The sequence below is a fragment of the Cobetia sp. cqz5-12 genome (genome assembly GCF_016495405.1).
In the GTDB taxonomy this organism is placed as follows: Bacteria; Pseudomonadota; Gammaproteobacteria; order Pseudomonadales; family Halomonadaceae; genus Cobetia.
The window spans coordinates 2,154,743-2,179,861 of the sequence record NZ_CP044522.1 but is presented as its reverse complement, the minus strand read 5'-3'; the positions used below and the strand labels follow the sequence as shown (position 1 = coordinate 2,179,861).

The window sequence follows — 25,119 nt, the reverse complement described above, 5'->3', positions numbered from 1 at the left end:
GTCCTTGCGGGAACGGCGCTCAGTCTACCGGCCGAATCCGCTATCTGCGACCCGTGGTGCGCCATTGCGTGGTTGAAAGGCGACATATCGTGAAGTTTGTCTCAAGGATGTAATGGGGTGGATAAATATACAGTTACCCATGAAATCATGCCCCGACACGGACTCGGGACACGCTGGCGTTGTAAAAGGCACGGCATCATGCAAAGGGGAATATCGTCAAACTCCCTGTTGGCGGGGCCTGCACCAAGGTTGGTCCTCTTGAATCGCTGGATGCACTCCTTGGCAATACACGCTGATGACACCCCATGGTCGAGCGTTTCGTACGCAAGAGGTCTTGGAAAACCCGAGGGGTGGATGAATATACAGTAATCGGTAATGCAGCGAGATGGCATGTGAGCGTCGAAAAAGCGCCGATCTGTCGCATGGTCGAATGGTCAGCGACCAAAGTAGATGCGAATCTGCCCGAGGACACACTCAACAACATCATAATCAAGAGGTTATTCATGACCCTGACCGCCGCACTCGCCAACGCTGGCCCCGCCTCTCGTCATCTGCATCACCGCTCTTCGGATCATTCAGCGGCTTCTTCTCTGGATCATTCGCCAGCTCTTGCTGAAAGCCATACCGCCCGCCCGCGTGTTGCTGCCACGGGGCGCTCTGCCCTGATGGCGGGCGTGCTTGGTCTGGCCTTGCTGTCACCGCTGATGGCCAGTGATGCCGAGGCCCGTGAACTGTCGGTTTCCACCGTGCTGTCAGATGCCTTCCCGTGGGGGCAGGCGGCCGAGAAGTGGGCGGAACTGGTCGAGGAGCGCTCCGGTGGCGAGCTCACCCTGCGTGTCTATCCGAATGCCCAGCTGGTGGCGGGAGATCAGACCAAGGAGTTCTCGGCCATGCGTCAGGGGCTGATCGATCTCGCGGTGGGCTCGACCATCAACTGGTCGCCCCAGGTGCCGGAGCTCAACCTGTTCTCGCTGCCGTTCCTGATGCCGGACCACGCCGCCATCGATGCACTGACCCAGGGCGAGTCGGGCAAGCAGGTCTTCGCCGCCATCGAGTCCAAGGGCATCAAGCCGCTGGCATGGGGCGAGAACGGCTTCCGTGAGGTGTCCAATTCCTCGAAATCGATCACTACGCCGGACGACCTGAAGGGCCTGAAGATTCGTGTGGTGGGCTCGCCGCTGTTCCAGGACACCTTCACGGCGCTGGGCGCCAACCCGACCCAGATGAGCTGGGCGGATGCCAAGCCGGCGCTGACCACCGGCGCGGTGGATGGTCAGGAGAACCCGCTGTCAGTGTTCGATGTCGCGCGCATTGATCAGGTCGGTCAGACCCATCTGACACTATGGCACTACATGGCAGACCCGCTGATCTTCGCCGCCAACCAGCGTGTCTGGAAGTCGCTCAGCGAGGAAGAGCGCACTCTGCTGACCGAGACCGCCAGGGAAGCGGGTGCCTGGGAGATCGCCATGAGTCGTGAAGGCAATGCCCAGCGGCTGGCGGATATCGAGGCGCGCGGCGTGAATGTCGTCAAGCTCGATGAGGATGCGATGCAGGCCTTCCGTGACGCCACCCAGTCGGTCTACGAAAGCTGGACACCGAAGATCGGTGAAGCACTGGTCGAGACGGCACGTGCCGAGGTGGAGGCCTCGCGCTGAGTCTGGCCATGATCGCCGCTGCTCACGGAGCAGATGACATCGGGAATAATGCGGTCTGTGCGCGTTATTGAGTGAAGAACCACGCCGGGGCCTGACAGCCTCGGCGTTCGTGTGGATCGCGTGTCATGTCGCAAAAGTCGCAACAATCGTCTCAAAGACCGTCTCAACAAACCTCACATCAAACTGGCACCAACGGAGCGCCTGCCCCCGTGGGCAGACCACCGCCACGCGTGCGGCCGGAATCCTGGCTGGCGGCGTTGGCGCTGGGTCTGATCGGCATCATCAGTCTGGCCAACGTGGTGGTGCGTTACGCCACCGATGCCTCCTTTGCCTTTACCGAGGAATTCTCGGTCTTCCTGCTGGTGTTATTGACGCTGGCGGGCGCCTCGGTGGCGATTCGCCGTCAGGCACATATTCGTATCGCGTTGCTGGAAGACGTGCTGCCGTTGCCGCTCTGGCGACTGGTCATGGTATTGCAGACCCTGGCGGTGCTGGTCGTGCTCGGATTGGTCATCTGGTTTGGCGGCACCTTCGCGCTGGAGGAGTATCAGTGGGACTCGCTGTCGCCGGGACTGGGCCTGCCCAACTGGTGGTACGTGATCTGGCTGCCGATATTGGCGCTGGCGATGGCCTGGCGTCAGCTGCAGCAGTGTGTCGAGCGTCTTGCGCAAGGGCCGGGTCAGGGATCCGGTCAGGATGCGTCGGCAGAGCACAAGGAGTCAGATCATGAGTCCTGATCTCTGGTTGCTCGCAAGTTTCGCCGCCCTGTTGATCCTCGGCGTGCCGGTGGCCTTCGCACTGGGGCTATCGGGGGCGGTAGGTATCGTCGCGGGGCTGCCGGTCAGCATGTTGGCCACCCTCGGCACCAATACCTACAACAGCATCGCCAAGTATCCGCTGATCGCCATTCCGCTGTTCATCCTGACCGGGCTGGTATTCGAGCGTGCTGGCGTGGCGGCGCGGCTGGTGCGCTTCGCCCAGGCGTTGATCGGGCCGCGTCATGGAGGGCTCGCGCTGGTGGCGGTGCTGGTGTGTCTGATCATGGGCGGCATGAGTGGCTCCGGCCCGGCGGATGCCGCCGCGGTGGCGATGGTGATGATCCCCAGCATGACACGGGCGGGCTATCCCAAGGCGTTCTCGGCGACGCTGATTGCGGCCTCGGCCTCCACGGCGATCCTGATCCCGCCCTCCATCGCGTTGATCCTCTATTCCATCGTGGTGCCGGGGGTGGATCTGCGCGCGCTGTTTGCCGCAGGGCTGATTCCGGGCTTGCTGGTGGGTGTGGCCTTGCTGTTGCCGGCCTGGTTCCTCTCGCGGCGCTATCGCTGGGAAGACCCGACTCAGGTCGAGCGTATCGCGCTGGGTCCGGCGTTCCGCGCAGCGATTCCCGCGCTGCTGGCCCCGGTGATCATCCTCGGCGGGCTGCGCTCAGGCCTCTTCACGCCCACGGAAGCGGCAGTGGTCGCGGCCGCCTACGGGCTGTGTGTCGGGCTCTTCATCACCCGTGAGCTCAAGCTCTCTCAGGTGTGGGAACTGCTAAGGGAAGCAGCGGTGATCTCGGGGGTGGTGATGCTGATCATCGCGCTGGCGGGCATATTCGCCTGGGCGGGCACCATGCTGGGTACCTTCCGCCATCTCGCTGAATGGCTGATCACGCTGTCGGATAGCGGAACGACGCTGCTGATACTGGTGATGGTGGCGGTGCTGATCGCCGGGATGCTGCTGGATGCGGTCTCCATCTACCTGATCCTGATGCCGGTGCTGATTCCGGTAATGCAGCACTTTGGCTGGCATCCGGTGTGGTTCGGTATCCTGCTGGCGATGAATATCGCGATCGGGCAGTTCACTCCGCCAGTGGCGGTCAATCTGATGGTGACCAGTAGCGTGGCCGGGGTACGGCTCGAGAAGACGGTCGGTTGGGCGATGGTCTTCGTGATGGCGATGCTGGCGGCGTTGGCGGTGGTGATGCTGTTCCCTGAGCTCGCCTTGTGGCTGCCACGCGTGCTCGGCTACGCGGTGTAGTAAACCTTCACGATCACACGCTTGTGGTCTTCACTATGCAAAACAAACGGCTTGCCTTCTGGGCAAGCCGTTTTGCGTCTCAGGACACCTTGGCCGCTGCTACCATCTGAATCACTGTTGTTCATGCCGGTTGTGCTGATTAGCGCTTGGCCAAATGGAAAGCGGACTCTAGTGGCGCGCTGTGCAGGGAATGGGGTGATTCTTCTGACGCAACGGTGCGCGGCGCGGAAAAATGTTAGCCTGCATATATTCTCAGCGATGACGCTGCCCACAAAGTTCGCCTGGTGGAACAGTTCACCCGCGGGCCTTGAATGCACGTCAGGCTGCCACCATCGTTGAACGCTGATTGCACGCATGGCCGTCGGATCTATATCAGTCGGGAATCAGCTATCGCATAACGCAAGTCAAGGACATCTCGATGAAGGAAATCGCCGCAGGCAACGATGTTGGGTCTGGCTTCAATGCGCTGCATGAAATGGTGGTCGGGGAATTCCTGATCAGCCCGATGTTGGTCTATGCCCTGGTCGCCCTGCTGGCGGCGGGCCTCATTCGTACGCTGCTGCATCGTCTGCTGGCCAATCACGAGCTCTGGTTCGAGGCCTGGTTCGATATCTCGCTGTTTGTCATCTGTCTGGCGGCGGTGGTAGCCCTCGTGACGTGACGTACGTCATGCCTTCAGCGTTTCGCCATTCGTCACCCTGATGTCCCCGCGAATCCTTTCGTGGCACCCATTTCCTCCAGTTCCTCTATCCCCCAAGGAAACCGCATGCGCAACCTGCGACACAAAGCCGTCAAATGGATCATTACTCTATGTCTGGTGGCGGCTGCAGCCTGGTGTGCCGTGTGGCTGTGGAATACCTACATGTACAGTCCCTGGACGCGTGATGCTCGGGTGCGCGCCGAGGTGATCACGCTGAGTCCGGATGTCTCCGGCTGGGTGCGTGAGCTGAACGTGGCGGATACCACGCGCGTCAAGGAAGGGGACGTCATCCTTCAGGTCGATCGTGCGCGCTACGAGGCCGCGCTCGCCAAGGCCAAGGCCAGTCTGGCCAGTGCCAAGGCGACCCTGAGCCTGAAGGAGCATGAAGCCAATCGTCGTGGTCGCTTGACCAATCGTGCCATCAGTGAGGAAGAACGCGACAGTGCGCGCCTGGAAGCCGAGGTCGCCCGCGCTGATGTGCAACAGGCCGAGGCCGCGGTGCAATCCGCGCAGCTGGATCTCGATCGTACGCGTGTGGTGGCACCCGCCGACGGCAGCATCCTCAACATGCACCTCAGTCAGGGCAATTACGTCACGGCAGGCACGGCGGTGATGGCGTTGATCAAGGATGATTCCTTCTACCTGAGCGCCTACTTCCAGGAGACCAAGTTGCAGCATGTGCGTCCGGGCGATCCGGTCCAGATCACGCTGATGAGCGGCAATGAAGACTTCAAGGGGCGAGTCGTGGGGATCGGTCAAGGCATCGCCGATGACAATACCGCGACCAATGCCCAGCAGCTGCCCCAGGTCAGTGCCACCTTCAGTTGGGTGCGTCTGGCGCAGCGCATTCCGGTGCGGGTGGAGTTCGATGATATCGAGGCGGTGCGTGCCTCAGGTGTCAATCTTGCCGCCGGCATGACGGCGAGTGTCAGGCTGATCGCTGCTGAGGACGGCAATGATGAGGTGACGCATGACAAGGCGGAATCTGCTGCCCAGTCAGTTCAGACCGTTCAAGACGCTGACGGGAAGCACTGATCCATGTCTCCCGCTCTGGCCGCCTTCCTCAGGCCTTCGCCGTTCGCGCTCAAGTTTGCTACCAAGGGTGTGCTGGCGATGGCGCTGGCCCTCTACGCCGCCTTCTTCTTCGATCTCGATCGACCCTATTGGGCGCTGATCTCGGCGGCGTTTCTGCAGACACGTCCCATGTCGGGCATGGTGGTAGAGAAGGGTATCTGTCAGGTCACGGGTACCTTCGTCGGTACCTGTGTGGCGGTGGTGATCATGGGCTGCTTTGCCCAGGTCCCCGAACTGGCGCTGGGCTCTGTCACGCTGTGGATCGGGCTATGCATCTATGGCGCCTCGCTGACACACAACAATCTGTCCTATGGCTGTGTGATGGCGGCGGTGGCCTGCATGATCATCGTGGTGCTGACGTCCTCGGCGCCGGACGACTTCTTCTCGGTAGCGCTGGCACGTCTCAGTGAGCTGAGTCTTGGTGCGTTGTGTGCCGTCGTCGTGAGTGCGCTGGTCTGGCCGATCCGCGTGCGTGATCATCTCGGCAAGCTGTCGGATACGGCGGTGAACGCCACCTTCCGCTATATGGCGCTGGCCTTCTCGATGCCGTTAGAGGGAGGCAAGACTACTGGAGGGCAAAAGGATCAGCATCAGGAACGCATGGCGATGCTCGAGCAGATGATGACCGGACTGGATGCGCTCAACAATCTCGAGATCGATGCCCACTCGGCACGTTATGAAGGCCCTCAGGGCAAGGGGCGCATTCGCGGCGTACACCTGCTGACGCGGCGTAGCATGCGTCTCTACGCGACCCTCAAGGCCCTGCACCAGCTGCGGCATCCCGAGTTCTTCGTGCCATCACAGCGCGATGACGGTGAGAAAAGCGCAGAACCTGGTGAGCTTGACCAGACCCGGAGACAGGAAGCCGAACGCTTCAGCCAGCCGACGCAGGACCTGATGCAACGCCTGGGGGCGGCCTTTCAGAGCATGGCAGACAACCAGGGCACGGCTCAGGCCCGCAAGACGCTCAAGGAGCTGCGCGGGGAATGTCTGCGTCTGTCACGCGGTCAGCGAAGCATTACCGCGCTGGAGGCTCGGCTGCTGTTCAGTCTGCGTGAGGTACTGGGGCATGCGCTTGTCATCCTGCAGGCACGTGAGGTCATCAATCATCCCGGCCGACATCAGCTGCGTCAGCCAAGCATGAGTTGGCACCGCGATCATGGTCGCGCCGCCATCGATGCGCTGCGTGCGATGACCATCTTCAGTGCCACAGCGATCTTCTGGCTTGCGACGGCGTGGGACAACGGTGCGGTGGCCATGCTGCTGGGCACGCTGTTCTCGGGCATCTTCGTCAGTCGCGGTGATCCGGCGCCGATCATTCCGATGGTGCTCAAGGGCCTGTTGCTGGCGGTCCCGAGCGTATTGCTGTTCGGCAATGTCATGCTCAGTCACGCTCAGCACTTCGTGCCCTTCGTGATCATCTTCAGTATTCCCCTGTTCCTCGGCCTGATGGGCTCCGTCGTGCCGGCGCTGGCGGGGATCGCCTTGCCCTTCGTGGTATTCAATATTCTGCTGGTGATGCCGGACAACGGCATGACCTTCGATGTCGCCTACACCCTCAATCGGAGTCTTGCAGCCGGGATAGGTCTGATCGTGACCATCATCGGATTCCGCCTGATCCCTGTGCCGGGAGCCGGTTGGGACAAGCGCCAGCTGATTCGCGCCACGGCGAGTGATATTCGTGAGCTGGCGGAGCGCTCCACCGAACGCCTGGACAGCTGGTTCGGCGGCCGTATGGGCGACAGGCTGCTGCGCCTGGCCCGGCATGAACAGACTCGCAGTCGTGAACAGGAAGCGCGCCGCAGTGGCGAAACTGCAAACGGCCAGCCAGATGCTGCGCAGGAGCAAGTGCTCGGCATGCCGCTACTGACGTTGGGCCTGACAGGGATGGATATCGGACGCGGCATAGGCTTCGTGCGGCGGGAATTGGGCAACGATGTGCCACGCCCGGTACAGCACGCCTTGCGCGAATTGATCCATGCGCTGGCGGATGACTATCAACGCTGTGCCCGAGGGGAGAGCCCTACCAGAATGCGTGCGGCCGGTGATCGATTATGCGAAGTGATCGAGCAACATCGCACCATGAGTCGGCACAAGCAGGCGCTGCTGGCGGGCTGGCTGACACGAGTTCAGCTAACCTTGCAGAGTGATGCGCTACGCCAACGCCACAGCTGATAGTGCGTTAATGAGAGTCACTTGCAGATTTTAACAAAATGTTCTTATAAACCGGCCCGCAGCATATCTTCTGCGCTATGATAATAAGGTCAGCTCAAAAATGAGCGAAATGTATTAGCGCCTTACTGTAGGAGAGAGCCATGGCTTTCATGAACGATATCAGCAATAGTGGGCGCAATGTTCCCGAGCGTTTTCGGCGCGTGACCTTCACGACGCAATATCTGCATGAGTTGAATCTCTATGTACTGCCGGCAAGCGAGGTATTGTTGCGTATCTCCCAGGCGGGCGAGGACCTGATGCTGCTGCAGTTCGACGACGAGTTTCATGCCGAATTCATTGCCTCGCGTATCGTCGAGTGGGTCGCCGAGAATCCCGGCACCGACCGCGATGACCTTACGCTATGGATCAAGACGCGGGCACGTCATGAGACGCTGGACCCGCAGCGGGTTCACCACGTCTACTGAGATGTCAGCGCGTTGTTGGCTAGCATGATTGCTCAACAAGAAGGCCACCCGAATGGGTGGTCTTCTTGTCATTGACCTTCTTGTCATTGACCTTCTTGTCGTTGGCCTGGCGTCATCTTGCTCCACTCATGTTCGAATACTTCCTGCAGTTGTGGCGCTGATAGGGCTTAGAAGCTGCCGACCAGGCTGCCCAGGGTCACGACCGCAATCAGGGCCAGCATCGGGAAGGCTACCGTCATCATGAACATCTGGCCGTAGGACTGGCGGTGAGTCAGCTTGCAGATCGCCAGCAGGGTGATGACCGCGCCGGAGTGCGGCAAGGTGTCCATGCTGCCTGCCGCCAGTGCGGCCACGCGGTGCATCAGTTCCAGGTCGATGCCGGCGTTGATGGCCATCTCGCGGTAGGTCTCGCCCAATGTTGACAGCGCGATGCTCATGCCGCCGGATGACGAGCCGGTGATGCCGGCCAGCACATTGACCGCCACCGCTTCCGAGATCAGCGGGTTGGTCGGATAGAGGCCGAGCACCGCCTCCTTGACCAGCGCGAAACCGGCCAGGCTGGCGATCACCGCGCCATATCCCACCTCTGAGGCGGTATTGAAGACCGGCAGCATGGCGCCGAAGCAGCCATTGTTGACGGTGGTCTTCAGGTCGGCCCACTGCTTCCAGCGTGAGATGACCAGCCAGGTGGAGGCGAAGGCCAGCGCGATCAGGATCGACCACATGCCGGTGGCACCCGCCGGATCAAGCGCAGGATAGGCCTCGCTCAGGTAGGAAAAATCGATGCGCGGGAAAACCAGGTAGGTCAGCAGGGCGTTGAGGCCGATGACCATCACCAGCGGAATCAGCGCCGTGATCATGCCCATCTGTGCGGCGGGCGCCGGGGATTCCTCCAGCGCTTCATCCTTGTGGACCCCATAGCCTTCGCCCTGTGCCTGAGCCTTGCTGGCACGCCCTTTCAGCCACCAGGTACCCAGCCCCAGCATGATCAGGCCCGCGATGATGCCCAGGCCTGGCGCTGCAAAGCTGTTGGTCTGGAAGTAGGGAATCGGGATGGCATTCTGGATGGCCGGCGTACCCGGGAGTGCCGTCATGGTGAAGGTGAAGGAGCCGAGTGCGATGGCCGCGGGCAGCAGTCGCTTGGGTGTGCCGGTGCGCTGGAAGAGCTGGGCACCAATCGGATAGACCGCGAATGCGACCACGAACAGCGAGACGCCCCCATAGGTGAGCAGTGCACAGGCCAGGACCACGGTCAGGATCACATGGCGTGTTCCCAGGCGTTTGACCAGGCCTTCGGAGATGGCATGCGCGGCCCCGGAATCGGCCATCAACTGGCCGAACAGGGCACCGAGGATGAACAGCGGGAAGAACTTGGCCAGATAGCCGCCCAGCTGACTCATGAAGGTCACGGTGTAGCTGGGCAGCAGGGCGGCGGCATCTCCTGACAGAACGACGGCGAGGGCGGCCATCAGAGGGGCAAGCAAGAGAACGGTGATACCGCGGTAGGCCAGGAACATCAGCAGCCCGAGCGATATCAGAATGGCAAGAATACTCATGGGGGTATCTCGTAGTTGGCGTTATCGTAGTCGTGGGTCGTCTGCCATTGACGACGGTTGTCCTGTCTACAGGTGCGTGGCCTGTTGTTTTTGCTATTTGTTGGCTTATATACAGAGACATCCAGCACACTAGAGATTGTCTGACATGAGAACAATGCGCCTTAAGTGGCAGCGCTGTGCGGTCAGCGAGCACTCAAGGGCCAACTCCATCTGGCCTTGCGCAGCGAAAAGAGAGGTTGTTCTACATTGAATTATATACCGTTACCTTGTGTCTGCTTTGTTCCGAAGAAATAGCAACCTCTGTCGACCGGTAAGCAGGGAGTTGTGTCAGCACGCTGTTGTCGTCACTCATGAAGCCTGGGCAGGGGACATGGGTACCCAGAATAGTTGTCCAAGAAATCAGTTAAAAAAAGCAGTCCAAAAAAAGCGGCGCCCGAAGGCGCCGCGGCAAGTGATCGAACAGTCTGCCGGTCGCGAAATCCGAGAGATGTCCTGCATTCAAGCAAAGTCGATTTTCGCGTTGAAGGAGTGGGCAGCAGTCGCCGCACTCAGGGGCGCTTTTCGTCACTGAACCAGATACAGACGTCAGCGGGGGCCAATACCCGGCTACCAGACAGCAGCCCGCTGTCATTGACGAGGCCTTCGGGCAGCCAGCGCGGCTCGGGCGCATAGTTGAAGGCGAAGCTAAGCGGCCCGCGCCGCCGTAGGCGTACACCGTCGGGCAGGGCATGAGTGGTGATGCCGCAGGTCTGACACTCCGCCTGCAGAATTGCCACCAGACTGTCTTCACTCAACCAGGCGGTCAGATAGCTGACGTCGCGATGCTGCAGGATGGCGGGTTCGCCATCCTCGAAGCGCGTTACCACCTGTGCACTGGTGCGCTGATGATCGAGCAGATCGCGCCAACGCAGGGCGTGACCGCGAGCGCCGTTGCTCAGCGTGACGGCCGGCTCGGCGCCTGGACGCAGGCCATCGACGCGGTCGACCGTGACGCCTGTAAGCTCGCTGAGCGCGCCGGGCGCCAGCTGCGCGGGGATCTGGAATTCCGGCGTGCGCGAGCCGGAGCGTGCACCGATCACCACTCGGCTCCCGGAATCTCTTGCTGCGCTCAGGCGTGCTGCCAATGCTTCATCGGCGATCACCTGACAGGGCAGCACGATCAACGAATAGCCACTGAGCGCATCGCGCGGTGAGACGATATCGACATCCAACCCGAGTCGCCGCAGTGCGCTGTACCAGCTCAGGTACAGCTCGAGCGGGTTGAAGTTCTCGGCGTGGGGCTGGATCTGACAGGCCCAGATGGAGGCGTAATCGAACATCAGGGCGACGGACGCCTGCTGGGCAGCCGTCGTGTCATGTTCTGCCAGTACTTGAAGCTCATCACGCACCTGCAAAAGCTCCGGCCATGCCGAGGCGGGCGAGCCATCCGGGCGCAGCAGGCCAGCGTGCATCTGCTCCTGGGCGAAGGGTGCCTGACGCCAGCGGAAGTAGGAGACGACTTCGGCGCCATGCGCAAAGGCTTCGTGGCTCCATAGCCGCACCATGCCGGGCAAGGGCGCGGCGTTGCTGATCGCCCAGTTGACCGGACCCGGCTGCTGCTCCATCACCCACCAGCGGCCCTTGCACATGGCACGGTAGAGGTCGTGATGGAAGCCGGCAAAGTCCGGATGACCTTGCTGGCGATAATGGGCCTTGGTGGCATCGTCGTGGGCGCCACGTTCCAGAAAGCCCAGCGGGTAGCTGTCCCAGCTGGCGATATCCAGGTCCTTGGCAACATCGAAGTGATCGAATTCGGTGAACAGGCCCATGAAGTTATGCACGATATCGCCGCTGACGCCCGCGGCACGCAGGGTGTCGACCTGCAGGCGGTTGTATTCGACCACCATGTCGGAGCAGAAGCGTCGATAATCGAGCACGATGGCCGGATGCGGTTCGGTCACGGTGCCGACGGGCGCCTCGACCTGGGAGAACTCTCTGACTTCCATGCTCCAGAACACCGTGCCCCAGGCCTCGTTGAGGGCCTCGACCGTGCCATAACGCGCCTCGAGCCATGCGGGGAAGCGGGCGCGGGCGGCCGCGGAGTAGCTGAGGATGGTGTCATGGCAGCCGTACTCGTTGTCGGTCTGCCAGGCGATGATCGCGGGATGGCGCGCGTAGCGTTCGCCCATCAGGCGCACGATGCGCTCGCTCAAGGTACGAAACGTCGGCGAAGAGAAGCAGTAATGACGACGCGAGCCATAGCCACGCGTGTCGCCATTCTCATCGACGGCCAGAATGTCCGGGTGGGCATCCACCAGCCACTTGGGCGGTGTCGCCGTGGGAGTGCCCATCACGATCTTGAGACCAGCCGCCGCCAGCACCTCGACGGCCTCATCCAGCCACTCGAAGCGCAGGTCACCCGCGCTGGGTTCCAGGCGACTCCAGGCAAATTCACCGATACGCACGATACGAATGCCGGCTTCCATCATGTCGCGAGCATCCTGTGGCCAGCGATCACGTGGCCAGTGTTCCGGGTAGTAACAGACGCCAAGCTGCATGGGGTTCATCCTTGAAACTGAAAATGGGGGGCGAGCAGAATGCCCTCAATCACGGCCTGCGCAACACATATCATGCCGCAACCGCCTGAAGGTGAATCAGGATCGCCTGGTCGGGGTCCAGCACCGGCAGGGCAAGGCCTTCACGCATCAGGTATTCGCCTGACACGACTACCGGCTCGCCGGCCTGTTGTCGGCTGATCCAGGCGGGTAGCTGCTTCATGCGTCGCTCCGGGTGCTCCGGCAATTCCAGCAGCTCTAGCCGGTAGGCCGTGTCGGCTTGCAGGCCGGTCAGCGGCTGGGCGGCAGGCACGGCATGACGTGGCATGGCCAGCTGGCTGATGCTGAAAAGGGCCTGCTGGCCATCCTGACTGACTACGCCATGGGCATGCTGGTGGTCATCCAGGCAATCCAGCCGCCAGCTGACACCGTTGTGCAGCAGGCCACGCAGCGCCTTGTAACGCGCTATCCAGCCGCGCAGCTCGCTGCGCTCTGCCTGATCGAGCTGACTGACATCCAGCTCCAGCCCCAGATGCCCGAAGAGAGCCGTGGAGGCGCGGAAGGCCAACGTCGTGCGCCGCGAGGTGGTATGAGCGTGTTCTGGCCCGATATGCGCGCCCAGCAACTCCGGTGGCAATACTCGACTGGCACCACGCTGGATATGAGTGCGCTCGTGAGGGTCGTTGCAGTCGGACGTCCAGACGCGATGGGTGTGCCGCAGAATGCCGTGATCGGTGCGCGCGCCACCCGAGGCACAGCTCTCGATCTCGACGCCGGGATGCGCCTTTCGCAGACGGGCGAGCAGTGAGTAGAGCGCGCTGACCTGAGCATGGGCGGCAGGTTTGCCGCGGCCTTCGTCCGACTGCCCGCCCGCGTGGGTCAGATCGCGATTCATGTCCCATTTCAGATACTGGATCGGGTATTCACTGAGCAGTGCATCGAGGCGTGCAAACAGGTAGTCACAGACCTCGCGGCGGGTCAGATCCAGCACGCATTGATAGCGCCCCAGCGGCTGGTCACGACCCTCCAGCCCAAGAATCCACTCGGGATGAGTGCGGAAGAGTTCACTGTCCGGATTGACCATCTCGGGCTCGACCCACAGGCCGAATTCCATGCCGTGCGAATGTACGGACTCGATCAGCGGCCCCAGCCCCTGCGGGTATTTGCCGGTATCCAGATACCAGTCGCCGAGGGCGGCGCGCTCGCCATCCCGGCCGACGAACCAGCCATCATCGAGCACGAAACGCTCGGCACCCACCTCACCGGCGGCAACGACCAACTCCTCGAGTCGCGTCGCATCGTGATCGAAGTAGAGTGCTTCCCAGGTGTTGACGTGTACCGGACGTGGCTTGTCAGCCACCGGCCAGTCAAGGCGGGCACGCAGGGTACGATGCATGCGCTGGCTGGCGCCATTGATGCCCGTATCCGACCACGCCATCACCACTTCCGGGGTGGTCAGGCTGTCGCCGGCAGCCAGCATCTGCTCGCCGGGCAGCAGCAGGGCGCCAATCTGCAATTGGGTGCTGCCATCGAACTGGCGCTCGATCAGGGTACGATGGTTGCCACTCCACGCCAGATGCGCGGTGATGACTTCGCCACGCTGCTCGCTGAAGCCTGGCGTACCGGTGATCAGCGTCGGCACGCGTTGATGCGAGCTGCGCCCACGACGGTTCTCGAGCGTGAAGGTGCCTTCGCTGAGACGATGACGCGTCTCGGTGAATTCCTGCACCCAGCGGCCCCCGAAGCTCAGACATTCCTCGAAACGTACAGGCAGCGGCAGGCAGGCAGCCGCCAGCCATTCGAGTCGGTAGGGCGCATGTGAGTGATTGGTCAGGGTCGTCTGCTGACGCAATACGCCCTCGCGGGTGATGGTCAGCGCCAGCCGCACTTCCAGCTCACTGAGGCTGTCGCGAAGCGTCAGGCGCGCATGGGCGCCGGTGGCATCCGTCGAGCAAGCCACATCGCTCAGGCGCATCGCCGTCAGCCAATCGCGACCTTCGCGATCACCGATCAGCGCGGGATAGCCGGCAAAGCCGAGTCCGGCATCATTGAACAGCGTGTTGGGCGGCAGCTGATCGAGACTGGCCTGGGGCGTGGCGGCAGCGCTCATCAGACGGTGCTGATCCGGGTTGATCGGCACAATACGCCCGAAATGGGCCAGCTTGAGCAGGCCATCGGCGAGATCCAGCTGCAGCTGGATGCCATCGGCACTCAGGCTCAACCACTGCTGATCACTTGACCAGGTTGCGTCAGGCGCAGCCGAAGGTCGGGAGGATGGGGCGTCTGCAGTCATCATGAAGGGTCCAGAAATAAAGAAAGATCAGAGGCGGAATGGCAGTGTCAGCCTAGTACCTGTCAGCCCAGTACCAGCGGTGGCTCTGCGAGTCCCTTGAAGCCATGTGCTGACAGATCCAACGCGAAGAGGTCACCGTCACCCGCCGCATGATCCGGCGTGGCCATGCCTTCATGCGCCGTGGTGATGTACAGCGTGCTCAGCCCCTCGCCACCGAACAGCGGGCACGATGGCTGGCTGACCGGCAGCGCCACATGGGCGATTTCCTTGCCGTCGTGATCCAGCCTTGCCACGCGGCCGGCACCCCAGAGCGCGATCCACATGTGGCCGTCGGCATCGATCACGGCGCCGTCCGGGCCACCACCACAATCGCGCAGGTCGGCCCAGACCTCAGGGGCGTTGTATTCACCTGCTGAGGTCAATGGCCAGCCATCGGCGTCCAGCTGCCAGCGCATGACCTGACCGGTGACGGTATCGGTGAAATAGGCATATTCGCCATCGGGCGAGAAGCACAGCGCATTGGGGATGGTCAGCCCCTGGAGAACGCGAGTCAGCTGCCCCCGATGCAGGCGATACAGGCTGCCTGCGCCGGTTTCGGCGTTCAGGCCGATGCTGGAAAGCCACAGACTGCCGTGGCGATCGACCCGCGCGTCATTGCTACGCGTGGTCGGCGTCGTGTCCGCCTCGAAGGGCATGACATCTTCCACGGCGCCGGTCTCGGGGTTGAAGCGCGAGAGCATCCCCTGGCCGACCAGCAGGTAATCGCCGTCTTGGGTAACGGCTGCGTAGGAGGTGCGGCGCGCAAGCTGAGTGATGACGTGATCACTGCCATCCGCGGCCGCGTGATGCAGCTCACCGGCGAGAATGTTCAGCCAGCGTACCCGAGCAGGCAGGGTGTCCGTGGCGGGCGTCCAGCCCGGCCCTTCGCCCAGCTCGCAGCCACTGGCGACGAGGTGCCTGGCAGTGCCAAGGCATGGTGATGACGTCATCTGCTGCTCCTTGCGATATCCGTGGGCTCTTTTCGCTGTCTCGCCACTCTTGCGGTGGCGTGGCTCGTCGCTATCAGTCGGCCGCCTGCCATGCCGCGACCAGGGTACGGGCACGCTCGCCCACCTCGGCGGCGCTCAGACCGGGCGTGTAGATGGCCGTGCCGAGGCCAGCGCCGTGGACACCTGCGGCGCGCCATTCGGCGAAGTTGTCACTGCCGATGCCGCCCACGGCGTAAAGCTCGGTGTCCTTGGGCAGCACGGCCAGCATCGCTTTCATGTTGACGATGCCGACCTGAGTCGCCGGGAACAGCTTGAGGCCCGAGGCGCCGGCAGCGAGGGCCGCGAAGGCCTCCGTCGGCGTGACGATGCCGGGCAGCGAGACCATCTCCAGGCGGCGGCTTTCGCGGATGACCTCGACATCGGCATTGGGCGAGACGATCAGACGGCCGCCGGCGGCGTGCACGTCGCGAACCTGCTGCGGGGTCAGCACGGTACCGGCACCGATCACGGTCTCGCCGCCATGCGCGCGCTCGCAGTGTTCGACCAGCGCGGCGATGCTCTCCAGCGGATTAGGGGAGTTGAGCGGGACTTCGATGCGGGTGATGCCGGCGGCGATGATCTCGTCGGCGATGGCGATGATGTCTTGCGGCGTGACACCGCGCAGAATGGCGACCAGAGGCAGGCTCATGGCGATCTCCAGAGAAAATGGCTATGTCATGGGGGCAATGACAATGGATCAGTGGCAATGCGTCACTGGGGTGGAAGCGGATAACGACGTGTGAGCCGACTGCCGCGCACGTTGGATGCGTCCGAGCCCTGCCAGAATCATGTCGGCGTTGGCCGCGGTGGTGACCTGATAGCCCAGATGCTCCAGGGCGACCTGATAGCGCTGGCAGAGCACGGTGTCGCCGATCAGGGTGATGGTGGCGTGATCCGAAAGCTCCGCAGTGGCGCCCGCCAGCTCTAGCCCCAGCACCAGGCCTGACAGGCGTGCACCGAGCAGCACCTTGCGAGCGTCCCCCTGGGGCAGAGTCGTGTCGAGCAGATCGCGGGCACGAATGCCGAACAGCTGCGCGGTGGTGCGCTCCGGGGCGGCAAGCGCCGTGTCGATGCCCGCCAGATAGGCATCCCGCTGGGCGGTTTCGGTGAGATCTCCTGCGGAGACGGAGTGCTTGAGCACCGAATCCTGGCTGAGCAGCTTATAGAGCTCGCCGCTCATGAAGGTGCTGAAGCCTGTGATCGCGCCATTGGCGAGATGCGCCCACTTGGCGTGGGTGCCGGGCAGACACACCGCACCGCTGTAGTCGGGCTGGGCGGCGACCAGGCCCGCCAGTTGGGTCTCCTCGCCACGCATGACGTCAAAGGCAGGCTGCTGCTGACAGAGGCCCGGCACGATGGCGACGGCAAGACGGTTGTCGCGGGTCGCGACATGGGTCAGCCGCTCACCGAGGGCGGCAAGTACATCATGAGCAGGCGTCTTCTTAGTGGGCAGTGGCAGGTAAGCCGCCTCCTGCCAACCCTGACGCGCGCCGGCCATGCCACAGATCAGCACCGGCATGGGAGCCGCCGCATCCTCTGGCAGCCAGTCATTGATCAGCACGCGCAGCACATCCTCGAACTCATCTGCCGCCAGCCCCAGCATGCCGCGGGCACTGCTGGCCTGGGCGATGACTGAATCGTCGCCATTGACGGCCCAGGCGCGCAGATTGCTGGAGCCCCAGTCGACGGCGATCCAGGCCGGCGTGACGCTGACGGCGCTCACACTCGGCCTCCGTCTACCACCATCGGCTGGCCGGTCATCATGCGCGAGGCGCTGGAGGCCAGGAACAGGCACGGATTGATCATGTCCTCGACCGGAATGGCCTCTTTCAGACACTGCTGATCAATGCACTCGTTCAAGTCCTTGTCGTTGACCCACAGCTCGCGCTGACGCTCCGTCATCACCCAGCCTGGAATCAGGCAGTTGACGCGAATGGCGTCCGGGCCCAGCTCGCGCGCCAGTGCCTTGGTCATACCCATGATGCCGGCCTTGGCGGTGACGTAGGTCGGGTAGCCACCCAGGCCCAGCATGTAGCTGTTGGAGGACAGATTGATGATGGCGCCGCCACCTAGCGCGCGCATGTCGGGGACGACGGCCTGGGCGGTGAAGAATTGCGGGCGCAGGTTGGTGGCGATGGATTCATCCCACTGTTCCACCGTCCACTCATCCAGCGTATGTCGGGTATCACGCGCGGCGTTGTTGACCAGCACGTTGATCAGGCCGTGGGCCTCACGCGCCTGCGCGACGGCGGCCTGCAGCGCCTCGATATCCTGAATGTTGCAGGGGATGAACAGCGGACGATTGGCATAGCGAGCTTCCATGGCGTCACAGAATTCGCTGGCATCGGACAGGCCGACGAAGGCGACCTTGGCACCCTGGGCGAGGAAGCCTTCGGTCAATGCGGCACCGATGCCGGAGCCACCGCCGGTGATGAAGACGCTGGCGCCTTCGAGATCCGGGTAGCGGAATTCACTGAAAAGGGGGGCTGTATCTGTCTTCTGTGTCGGGGTGGTCATGTCGCTGACTCTCTCTTACTTGACGGCAAGCCCATGGCGCAAGGCTTGCCATTCGCATGGCTATTGTCATTGTGGCGTATGGCGTGGCGCTGCTTGTCACTGAGGATTCTGTTGCTGAAGATCCTGTTACTGAAGACCCTGGTGACGAAGATCTACCATTCAGCGACGGAGCCGTCTTCGTGGGTCCAGAGCGGGTTGCGCCAGCGATGGCCGACCTTGGCACGCTCCTCGACGAAGGCTTCGTCGATCTCGACGCCCAGCCCCGGACCCTGCGGAATGGCGCAGAAGCCGTCCTTGATCGCCAGCGCATCCTTGTCGACCAGATAATCCAGTACGTCATTGTCCTTGTTGTAGTGGATGCCCATGCTCTGTTCCTGGATGAAAGCGTTGTGGCATACCGCGTCCAGTTGCAGCGAGGCCGCCAGCGTCAGCGGGCCGAGCGGGCAGTGCGGGGCCAGCGCCACATCGTAGGCCGAGGCCAGGGTGGCGATCTTCAGGCCTTCGCTGATGCCGCCACAGTGGGAGAGATCCGGCTGGATGATGTCGACCATGCCGTCCGCCAGCAGGTCGCGGAACTGGAAGCGGGTGTGCAGGCGCTCTCCGGTGGCGATGGGCGTCGCGATGCCCTCAGCGATGTGCTTGAGCGACGGCAGGTGCTCAGGCGCAACCGGCTCCTCGATGAACATCGGGTGGAATTGCTCCAGCTCACGCAGCAACGCCTTGGCCATCGGGCGGTGCACGCGACCATGGAAGTCGATGCCGATCCCCACGTCGGGGCCGACCGCATCACGGGCCTCGGCGACACGTGCCACGGCGTCATCGATCTTCTTGTGGGAATCGACGATCTGCATCTCCGGCGTGCCGTTCATCTTGAAGGCGGTGAAGCCTTGATCGACCAGTGCCTTGGCGCCTGCGCCGACATCTGACGGGCGGTCACCGCCGGTCCAGGCGTACATGCGCATCTTGTCGCGTACCGGGCCGCCGAGCAGCTGGTGCACGGGTACTCCCAGATCACGGCCCTTCAGGTCCCACAGCGCCTGATCGATGCCAGCGATGGCAGACATCAGGATCGGGCCACCACGATAGAAGCCCGCACGGTACATCACGTTCCACAGGTGCTCGATATTGCGCGGGTCCTGACCGACCAGATAATCGGACAGCTCGTGCACGGCGGCCTCGACGGTCGCGGCGCGGCCCTCGATGACCGGCTCGCCCCAGCCATAGCAGCCTTCATCGGTCTCGATCTTGAGGAACAGCCAGCGCGGCGGAACTTGCCAGGTCTTGAGTCGGGTGATTTTCACGGATGCATCCTTATGAGAATGGGCGTTTGAACGAAGGTCAGCGTCAGGCGAAGCAGGATGTGGGGTCGGCCGTCATCCGCTGACGCCGATCAGCATCAGAAGCGGCGATGCCCCAGCTGCGGGTGGTCCTGGAAGAAGCCGAGATCGCGCGCTGCGGTCTCCAGTACCCGCTCGGCACAGGTACGTGCCATCTCGGGCTGGCGCAGGCGAATGGCCTCCATCACCGCGCGGTGACGATCGAGGCTGGCGCGATGATGGCTGTGATCATGCTGCTGCGCGGACTGCTGGGTACTGTGGATCAGTTGGCTGATGGAAGGGCGCAGCAAACTGCCAAGCTGTGTCCACACCAGATTGTGGGTGGCGTGGTAGATGGCTTCGTGGAAGGCGACATCGTGCTCGGCATGCGCCTCGCGCGAGCTGTCATTGGCGGTATCGACCATGCCTTCAAAGGCTCGCTCCAGACGCGCGAGGTCCTGGGCGTTGGCCTTCATTGCGGCCAGCGCACTGACATAGGGCTCGACGGAGAGGCGGAAGGCGTAGATCTCGCGCATCAGGTCCGGGTTGATACCGTCGAGACCACTGACCCAATGGCTCATCAGTGGGTCCAGCAGCTGCCACTCGCTCATCTCGCGCACGATGGTGCCACGCCCGGCGGTACGCTCCAGCAGCCCGGCGCTCACCAGCTGTGCCAGGGCATTGCGAACACGGTTGCGGCTGGCGTCGAAACGCTGGCAGAGGTCCAGTTCACGCGGAAAGCTGTCACCGGGGCCGAGGCTGCCCGCGAGGATTTCCCGCGCCATGCAGGTGGCGATGGCTTCCATGCTATGCGGGGTCGCGTCGTCCGCCGAGGCGCTGTCAGTGGCGAGCGAGGCTGTCGCCAGAGAGTCGGTCATTGAGTGGCCTGTCATGAGGTGATGGTCAGGAGAGTCACTGCATCGCACCGTCTTCGAGCGCGGCGCTGACGCATGAGAATCCGAGCATCAGAATAAATGTCTGAACACACATTAATAAATGTCGGACATTTCAACAAGGCACAGACACTTCAACTTTGGTCGCGCGAGAAGTTCGCCCGGCACAGCTGCCAAGGACACAGCTGACGAGGGCGCGAGTAACAAGGGCGCAGCTAACAAGGCAGCGGGTAACAAGGGGGTACTAACAAGGAGTGCGTCCACAACGAACGGGACCAGACGCAATGTCTGGCCCCTGCCGCGCCTGGGAAGGCGGGTCACATGCAAAGCGCCATGACCGGGTCAAGCCGATGGCGGGTAGCGAGCCAGGTGGCCATTGAGGGCCAATTGCCATTCCTTGAGTGTCTGGGCACAGGATAGATCGAGCAGCGTGATCTCCAGCGTCGCGGTGTCCTCCAGCGATGACAGCAGTGAAACGAGGGAGTCGGCGGTGGGCGGCGAGGCAGTGCCATTGGCTGGCGCCTCGAACAGAGGCTCATTGCCTTCAGGGCGGCGGGCCACTTCGTGCGCAGGCGCGATATCCCGACATTGGTGCCCCATCACGATGAAGTTGCCCTCGCTGACGCGGAAGACACGCAACGGGTAGAAGCAGGCATTCAGGTGCGGCCCAAGCTGGGCATCGAGTGGCGAAAGCCGTTTTCCGCCAGCGTCGCGTCGCGATTCACCCTTGCGGCTCAGGCGAAGATGGCACAGCGTGATGTGCTGCCCCATGGCGTCCTGACACTCACGGGACAGCGCTTCGAGAGCGGCATCCAGCAGTGCGCGGGTGAAGCAGCCACTGTGGCTGTCGCGCCATCGGTTAGGGTCACGTTCTACCTGCTGCGGGCAGAGTCGATGCAGGGTGGGCGCCGGCGGTATCGGTTGCTCCGTCAGGACTTCACGCGCTGCCTGCAGCAACTCTGGTGGCAGATGGCCAAGACGGTGTTCGATATCGCATAGCGCCTGGGCCTCACTGAAACCGGCATGTCGCACCAGCTCGATGACCTGCACGACCAGCGCCAGAGTGCTGGCAGCGAGGGACGTTTCGACACGCGGCGTCGCTGCAATATCGGCCGAAGTCTGCTCCGCTTGTGGGCTTTCCACTGGAGGAAGCGCAGCAGGAGGTGTTGAAGAGGACAGCGAGGGTTGGGAGGGCTGGCCGGACGCGTCAGCGTTGCCGTTTGCATGCGGCGACAACCCGCTGCAGGCACCCAGCATGAACTGCTGGCTGGCACGTAACAGGTCAGCTTCGGCGGGCGCCATCAGGGCGTCTTCCATCATGCGTGCACCGATCTCGACATGACGACGCAGCAAGTGATACTGATCGAAATGCAGTTCATCGCGTGGCCGCAGCAGTGAGTCGGGCAGCGCCAGCTTGCCGATATCATGCAGCATGGCAACGCGTTCCAGCGTGGCGGTGTCCTGACGGTCCATCCCGAGTCGTGACGCGATGGCGCTGACAAGATTGGCAGCCAACAGGTCTTCTCCTGAGCGCTCGGGGCAGCGTTCCTCCCGAAGCATGCGCATCACCGATCCGAGCCTGTCTTCGCCGCGCTGCTCAAGCTCATGCTCCAGTTGATTCATGCGCTGGCGCATCTGAAGCTGTCGCTCACGATATTGGCGCAGAAATGCGTAGCCAAAGGCGAGGCAGAGCATCAAGGTCACCAGCAGCGTGATCAGGAAATGCCAACGCTCCAGCGCGTGTTTCTTGTTCATCAAGTCTTCGTGCGCCTGGAAGGCGGCTTCACTGATGTCATCGAGATAGACACCACTGGCGATGATCCACTGGAAGGGGGGATACAGGGCGGCGTAGGCGGTCTTGTCGACCTGCTCGGCGCCCGGGCGCTTGGGGAAGCGGTAATCGAAGTAGATGCCACTGCCGTTCAAGACACCCTCGAGCTCGGTGCGATACGGGAAGCGGCCACTGCTGTCCTGATACTCGGTCGACAGCAACTGGCCTTCGGTAGCCGGCAGTAAAGGATGGATCAAGCGGCGTGCATAACCCTCACCGCCGGCCGGGTCGAGGATCTCGTTGATCCAGACATAGCGGCTTTCCTCGCGCTCGATACTCGCGTGCAGAGACTGTCTCAGCTCATTGGCGACCAGAAAGGCCACCATCTTCGGGTCGATATGCACCAGCGCCCAGGGGGCAGGCTGCTGTCGACGATCAAGGCGCACGGCGCCGGGGCTGTCTTCTTCTTGCCCTAGAGGCACGGCAAACACCAGTCCGGCATCCGTACCGCGCAGGAATTGTGCCTTGCGCATGCCCGCATCGAGGCGTTGATTCAGCTCCTGATCCCACCAGTCAGGGTGGAGCGTAGTGGGAAGCTGCATGATATCGATCCAGTCCGGGTTGATGCGCAGGTCCGGAAACTGGCGCAACAGTTCGGTGCTGACGAAGGAACGATCGCGACCACTCAGATGGCTGATGCCCAGCGACGGGGAACGCATGGTGGTGATCAGAAGACGTTGCAGGCGGTGCTCGTAATCGCGATGTCGCGAGGCGATCATGCCCAGCGTCTGCTCCACCATGAGGCTGGCCTGTTGACGCCGCTCCCTGGCGACCAGCATCTGTGTCGCCTGGGCTTGCATGATGTCCTGCTCGCGACTCTGCGATTCCTGAAATACCAGCAGGCCGCCAAGCGAGAGACAGGAGAGTGCGGTCAACCCCAGCCACAGGCGCAAGGGTTTGCCGAACGGACGCTGTCTGTCCGGGGAGCGAAGATCGGGCGAGCCGGTATCTGGCCCATGTCGAGAGAGATCACTATCCTTGATCATCGAGTCACGTCATCCATGAGTGATGCGGTGGCGCTGCGAAGGGCGATGATGGCACTGTTTCGAGCATAGCGGCTAGCGCAACACCCAGGAGATGTCGTTTCAGGCCTCGATGTCATTCAGCCAACGTTACGATGTTGCCGTCCAGATGCCAAGTGAGGGCGCTCAACACTCCGTGAGGCCCCAGTTCAGGGCACCTGCGCACTTGACGTAGCGTGCGATGTCTTGCGAGCAGGCGTTGAAAGGGGCATGATGAAGCTAGTTTCTGTATGGCTTTCAAGAAGATATCTGTCATTTGTCAATGGCTGTCCAGAAGAGGCTCGCTAACATCTTGATTTGAGGCGCGCCGATCGAGTGTTGAAGGTGTCGTGCATAAGCTGCAAGTCAAATTGTCGCTCATCGTCCTGCAGTGGACTCATAGCGTTGTCTTCTTGCTGTCGACAAGATCAAAAGTGGAAAATCGTGCATGAACCGACATGATGAAAAGATCATTGCCAGTGCTCGCAAGCAGCGTGCTCTCTTTGATGAGCTCGAAAAGGCGTTGGCGGAAGAGCTGAATGCGCTGGATCGCTCTTCTCAGCCCGCGCCCGCCGCTGAGTCGAACCAGGAGGCCGATGACGCGCGCGCCCAGCAGCGTGAAGCGGAGTTCGTATCACGGCTCGAGAGCCTGATCGCGGAATTCGATCTTGATCGAGAGGCCGCCCAGACATGGCTGCGTGAGCTTGAGGCCTTCAACGGAGACGCAGATTCAGAGAAGTCAGCGTAAGCCCTCGTCTTGCCTGACGTTGCCTGCACTACGCCTTGAACTCCCTTTGAAATACGCCCTGAGCCAGGTCCTGAACCATCATTTGAGCTAAGTCCTGAGCGACGCAGATATGTCTTTGCGCGTCGCGATGGCCTGAGCAGGCCTGCAAGCTTGCAATGCACAGCGCCCAGCACTTCTTCCTGAAGGCTGGGCGCTGTGCGTTTCTCGCTTGGCTCATCTTGATCCGATGGATTATCAGGTCCGATGGATTTTCTGATGTCTTTTTATTGGCTTATTGGCTTGCCGGCTCATCTACGAGACCGCCTGCCTGTTTGACGGCAAGCTCCATTCGGCAAGGTTCCCACCAGTCCTCGGCCCACGACTGTGGCCTAGATCTCCTCCCAGATGGCTTCCTTCAATTCATCTGTCAGCCCTTGCAGGCGCTGCAAGCGCTTGACGGTATGTTCCTGCACATCACTGACAATGTCTGTCAGGCACTCCTTCGACTCCTGCGGGTCAACGAACCCGGTCGATAGCAGGCACTGGCCCATTTCCATGCTCTTGGTCTGCCACATGCGAATAAACTCGATTTCCTGCTCATATGCCTTGAGGCTAAGGGTCCACCATACCTGCTGACACCGCATCAAGGGGGCGAGGGGATGCACGAGGTCGTCTGGTCGATTCATCCAGGGCAGTGGGGTGCTGAACATGGCAGCGAAAGGCTGCATCGGTTGATTGGCGACTGGCATTCTGGACTCCTGTCTCATGGTATCTGATAGCTGATAAGAGCAAGTCTTGGAGGAAATACCTGCGGGGCGGCTGGTGTTTGGCGTTATTGTGACCAATAGTGATAGTGGCTGGTCTTGTGGCAGAGGCTTCGCAACCTGAGCTGAGTTGAGCATAGCTCCCTCTGCTGGAACGCGCGCGAGCATCCTGTGCTGTCCCCAGTCAATCCTTTCCTCAACAACCCTGTCCTCAGACAACCCTGTGCCCAGATGATGAATTGCGTGAGGTCACCGACAAGGAGGCGATCATGATCAATGAAGTCAAATCCGTACTGGCAGCATTCTTTGGTGTCCAGAAGGAGGCCAATCGCAAGCGAGATTTCGAGCACGGCCATGCGCTGGACTTTCTGGTGGTGGGGCTGGTGATGGCCGCACTGCTGGTGGGAGGGATGGCACTGCTATCCACGGTCGTCGCTGGCTGATGCCCCGCTCAGGCGACAGAGACGAAACGTCAGGCAAGACACTCCAGATACGAAATATTCGGCACGAAAAAGCCCCCGCCCAGGAGACCATCCTGGACGGGGGCTTTTGCTTGGCTCACTCGGCTG

At 61.9% G+C, this 25,119-nt stretch carries 20 protein-coding genes; 9 read left to right on the top strand and 11 right to left on the bottom strand.

Features of this window, described 5'->3' with window-relative positions; all coding sequences use genetic code 11:
• Positions 1-665 precede the first annotated feature (665 nt).
• The 7 genes from F8A90_RS09180 to F8A90_RS09150 all read left to right on the top strand — a co-directional run bounded on the left by F8A90_RS09180 (position 666) and on the right by F8A90_RS09150 (position 8,090).
• Positions 666-1,655, top strand: coding sequence for a DctP family TRAP transporter solute-binding subunit (locus F8A90_RS09180; RefSeq protein ID WP_200019960.1), 990 nt, complete (start codon positions 666-668; stop codon positions 1,653-1,655).
• Between the two features lie 209 nt (positions 1,656-1,864).
• Positions 1,865-2,392, top strand: a complete 528-nt coding sequence (locus F8A90_RS09175) for a TRAP transporter small permease (RefSeq protein ID WP_233593260.1) — start codon at positions 1,865-1,867, stop codon at positions 2,390-2,392.
• Positions 2,382-3,677, top strand: a complete 1,296-nt coding sequence (locus F8A90_RS09170) for a TRAP transporter large permease (RefSeq protein ID WP_200016781.1) — start codon at positions 2,382-2,384, stop codon at positions 3,675-3,677. Before F8A90_RS09175 ends, F8A90_RS09170 begins: the two co-directional genes overlap by 11 nt.
• 418 nt (positions 3,678-4,095) lie before the next feature.
• A complete protein-coding gene (locus tag F8A90_RS09165; RefSeq protein WP_233593259.1) occupies positions 4,096-4,338 on the top strand; it encodes a DUF1656 domain-containing protein in 243 nt (80 codons plus the stop codon).
• A gap of 105 nt (positions 4,339-4,443) precedes the next feature.
• Entirely contained in the window at positions 4,444-5,412 is a 969-nt protein-coding gene (locus tag F8A90_RS09160; protein ID WP_166018037.1) for an efflux RND transporter periplasmic adaptor subunit, read from the top strand.
• A gap of 3 nt (positions 5,413-5,415) precedes the next feature.
• Positions 5,416-7,626, top strand: coding sequence for an FUSC family protein (locus F8A90_RS09155; protein ID WP_200016780.1), 2,211 nt, complete (start codon positions 5,416-5,418; stop codon positions 7,624-7,626).
• A 140-nt stretch (positions 7,627-7,766) separates the two neighbouring features.
• Positions 7,767-8,090, top strand: a complete 324-nt coding sequence (locus tag F8A90_RS09150) for a hypothetical protein (protein ID WP_166018033.1) — start codon at positions 7,767-7,769, stop codon at positions 8,088-8,090.
• Positions 8,091-8,257: 167 nt separating this feature from the next.
• On the opposite strand, the gene F8A90_RS09145 is transcribed toward F8A90_RS09150, so the two are convergent.
• From F8A90_RS09145 to F8A90_RS09100, 10 genes are all read right to left on the bottom strand, one after another.
• Positions 8,258-9,646, bottom strand: coding sequence for a GntP family permease (locus F8A90_RS09145; protein WP_200016779.1), 1,389 nt, complete (start codon positions 9,644-9,646; stop codon positions 8,258-8,260).
• A gap of 548 nt (positions 9,647-10,194) precedes the next feature.
• Entirely contained in the window at positions 10,195-12,183 is a 1,989-nt protein-coding gene (locus tag F8A90_RS09140; RefSeq protein WP_200016778.1) for a beta-galactosidase, read from the bottom strand.
• A 70-nt stretch (positions 12,184-12,253) separates the two neighbouring features.
• On the bottom strand, positions 12,254-14,476 hold the full coding sequence (locus F8A90_RS09135; protein WP_200016777.1) for an alpha-galactosidase: 2,223 nt from the start codon (positions 14,474-14,476) through the stop codon (positions 12,254-12,256).
• Positions 14,477-14,535: 59 nt separating this feature from the next.
• Complete coding sequence (locus F8A90_RS09130) at positions 14,536-15,462, bottom strand: SMP-30/gluconolactonase/LRE family protein (RefSeq protein ID WP_200016776.1); 927 nt, start codon at positions 15,460-15,462, stop codon at positions 14,536-14,538.
• Positions 15,463-15,535: 73 nt separating this feature from the next.
• Positions 15,536-16,150, bottom strand: coding sequence for a 2-dehydro-3-deoxy-6-phosphogalactonate aldolase (locus F8A90_RS09125; protein ID WP_200016775.1), 615 nt, complete (start codon positions 16,148-16,150; stop codon positions 15,536-15,538).
• 48 nt (positions 16,151-16,198) lie between these two features.
• Positions 16,199-17,224, bottom strand: coding sequence for a 2-dehydro-3-deoxygalactonokinase (locus tag F8A90_RS09120; RefSeq protein WP_200016774.1), 1,026 nt, complete (start codon positions 17,222-17,224; stop codon positions 16,199-16,201).
• On the bottom strand, positions 17,221-18,018 hold the full coding sequence (locus F8A90_RS09115; RefSeq protein ID WP_200016773.1) for an SDR family NAD(P)-dependent oxidoreductase: 798 nt from the start codon (positions 18,016-18,018) through the stop codon (positions 17,221-17,223). The genes F8A90_RS09120 and F8A90_RS09115 overlap by 4 nt, the downstream gene beginning before the upstream one ends.
• A gap of 152 nt (positions 18,019-18,170) precedes the next feature.
• Positions 18,171-19,319 carry a galactonate dehydratase gene (dgoD, locus tag F8A90_RS09110; RefSeq protein ID WP_054556643.1) on the bottom strand — a complete coding sequence of 383 codons (1,149 nt, stop codon included), beginning with the start codon at positions 19,317-19,319 and terminating at the stop codon, positions 18,171-18,173.
• Between the two features lie 95 nt (positions 19,320-19,414).
• Positions 19,415-20,212, bottom strand: coding sequence for a FadR/GntR family transcriptional regulator (locus tag F8A90_RS09105; protein ID WP_233593258.1), 798 nt, complete (start codon positions 20,210-20,212; stop codon positions 19,415-19,417).
• A gap of 357 nt (positions 20,213-20,569) precedes the next feature.
• Positions 20,570-23,044, bottom strand: a complete 2,475-nt coding sequence (locus F8A90_RS09100; RefSeq protein WP_200016772.1) for a cache domain-containing protein — start codon at positions 23,042-23,044, stop codon at positions 20,570-20,572.
• Between the two features lie 463 nt (positions 23,045-23,507).
• On the opposite strand from F8A90_RS09100, the gene F8A90_RS09095 reads away from it, so the two are divergent.
• Positions 23,508-23,807, top strand: coding sequence for a hypothetical protein (locus tag F8A90_RS09095; RefSeq protein WP_200016771.1), 300 nt, complete (start codon positions 23,508-23,510; stop codon positions 23,805-23,807).
• A 368-nt stretch (positions 23,808-24,175) separates the two neighbouring features.
• Here the strand turns inward: F8A90_RS09095 and F8A90_RS09090 are convergent, their stop codons facing one another.
• Complete coding sequence (locus F8A90_RS09090) at positions 24,176-24,535, bottom strand: hypothetical protein (protein ID WP_166018012.1); 360 nt, start codon at positions 24,533-24,535, stop codon at positions 24,176-24,178.
• A gap of 284 nt (positions 24,536-24,819) precedes the next feature.
• Between F8A90_RS09090 and F8A90_RS09085 the strand changes: the two genes are divergently transcribed.
• Entirely contained in the window at positions 24,820-24,993 is a 174-nt protein-coding gene (locus F8A90_RS09085; protein ID WP_082388754.1) for a DUF2970 domain-containing protein, read from the top strand.
• Positions 24,994-25,119 lie beyond the last annotated feature (126 nt).

What these genes read in the sequence shown, in the direction of transcription:
- F8A90_RS09130 (WP_200016776.1), bottom strand. Translation starts at nt 15,462, where the DNA reads ATGACGTCATCACCATGCCTTGGCACTGCCAGGCACCTCGTCGCCAGT.
- F8A90_RS09150 (WP_166018033.1), top strand. Translation starts at nt 7,767, where the DNA reads ATGGCTTTCATGAACGATATCAGCAATAGTGGGCGCAATGTTCCCGAG.
- F8A90_RS09140 (WP_200016778.1), bottom strand. Translation starts at nt 12,183, where the DNA reads ATGCAGCTTGGCGTCTGTTACTACCCGGAACACTGGCCACGTGATCGC.
- F8A90_RS09170 (WP_200016781.1), top strand. Translation starts at nt 2,382, where the DNA reads ATGAGTCCTGATCTCTGGTTGCTCGCAAGTTTCGCCGCCCTGTTGATC.
- F8A90_RS09165 (WP_233593259.1), top strand. Translation starts at nt 4,096, where the DNA reads ATGAAGGAAATCGCCGCAGGCAACGATGTTGGGTCTGGCTTCAATGCG.
- F8A90_RS09100 (WP_200016772.1), bottom strand. Translation starts at nt 23,044, where the DNA reads ATGATCAAGGATAGTGATCTCTCTCGACATGGGCCAGATACCGGCTCG.
- F8A90_RS09145 (WP_200016779.1), bottom strand. Translation starts at nt 9,646, where the DNA reads ATGAGTATTCTTGCCATTCTGATATCGCTCGGGCTGCTGATGTTCCTG.
- F8A90_RS09160 (WP_166018037.1), top strand. Translation starts at nt 4,444, where the DNA reads ATGCGCAACCTGCGACACAAAGCCGTCAAATGGATCATTACTCTATGT.
- F8A90_RS09095 (WP_200016771.1), top strand. Translation starts at nt 23,508, where the DNA reads ATGAACCGACATGATGAAAAGATCATTGCCAGTGCTCGCAAGCAGCGT.
- F8A90_RS09115 (WP_200016773.1), bottom strand. Translation starts at nt 18,018, where the DNA reads ATGACCACCCCGACACAGAAGACAGATACAGCCCCCCTTTTCAGTGAA.
- F8A90_RS09155 (WP_200016780.1), top strand. Translation starts at nt 5,416, where the DNA reads ATGTCTCCCGCTCTGGCCGCCTTCCTCAGGCCTTCGCCGTTCGCGCTC.
- F8A90_RS09135 (WP_200016777.1), bottom strand. Translation starts at nt 14,476, where the DNA reads ATGATGACTGCAGACGCCCCATCCTCCCGACCTTCGGCTGCGCCTGAC.
- F8A90_RS09105 (WP_233593258.1), bottom strand. Translation starts at nt 20,212, where the DNA reads ATGACCGACTCTCTGGCGACAGCCTCGCTCGCCACTGACAGCGCCTCG.
- F8A90_RS09085 (WP_082388754.1), top strand. Translation starts at nt 24,820, where the DNA reads ATGATCAATGAAGTCAAATCCGTACTGGCAGCATTCTTTGGTGTCCAG.
- F8A90_RS09180 (WP_200019960.1), top strand. Translation starts at nt 666, where the DNA reads ATGGCGGGCGTGCTTGGTCTGGCCTTGCTGTCACCGCTGATGGCCAGT.
- F8A90_RS09090 (WP_166018012.1), bottom strand. Translation starts at nt 24,535, where the DNA reads ATGCCAGTCGCCAATCAACCGATGCAGCCTTTCGCTGCCATGTTCAGC.
- F8A90_RS09125 (WP_200016775.1), bottom strand. Translation starts at nt 16,150, where the DNA reads ATGAGCCTGCCTCTGGTCGCCATTCTGCGCGGTGTCACGCCGCAAGAC.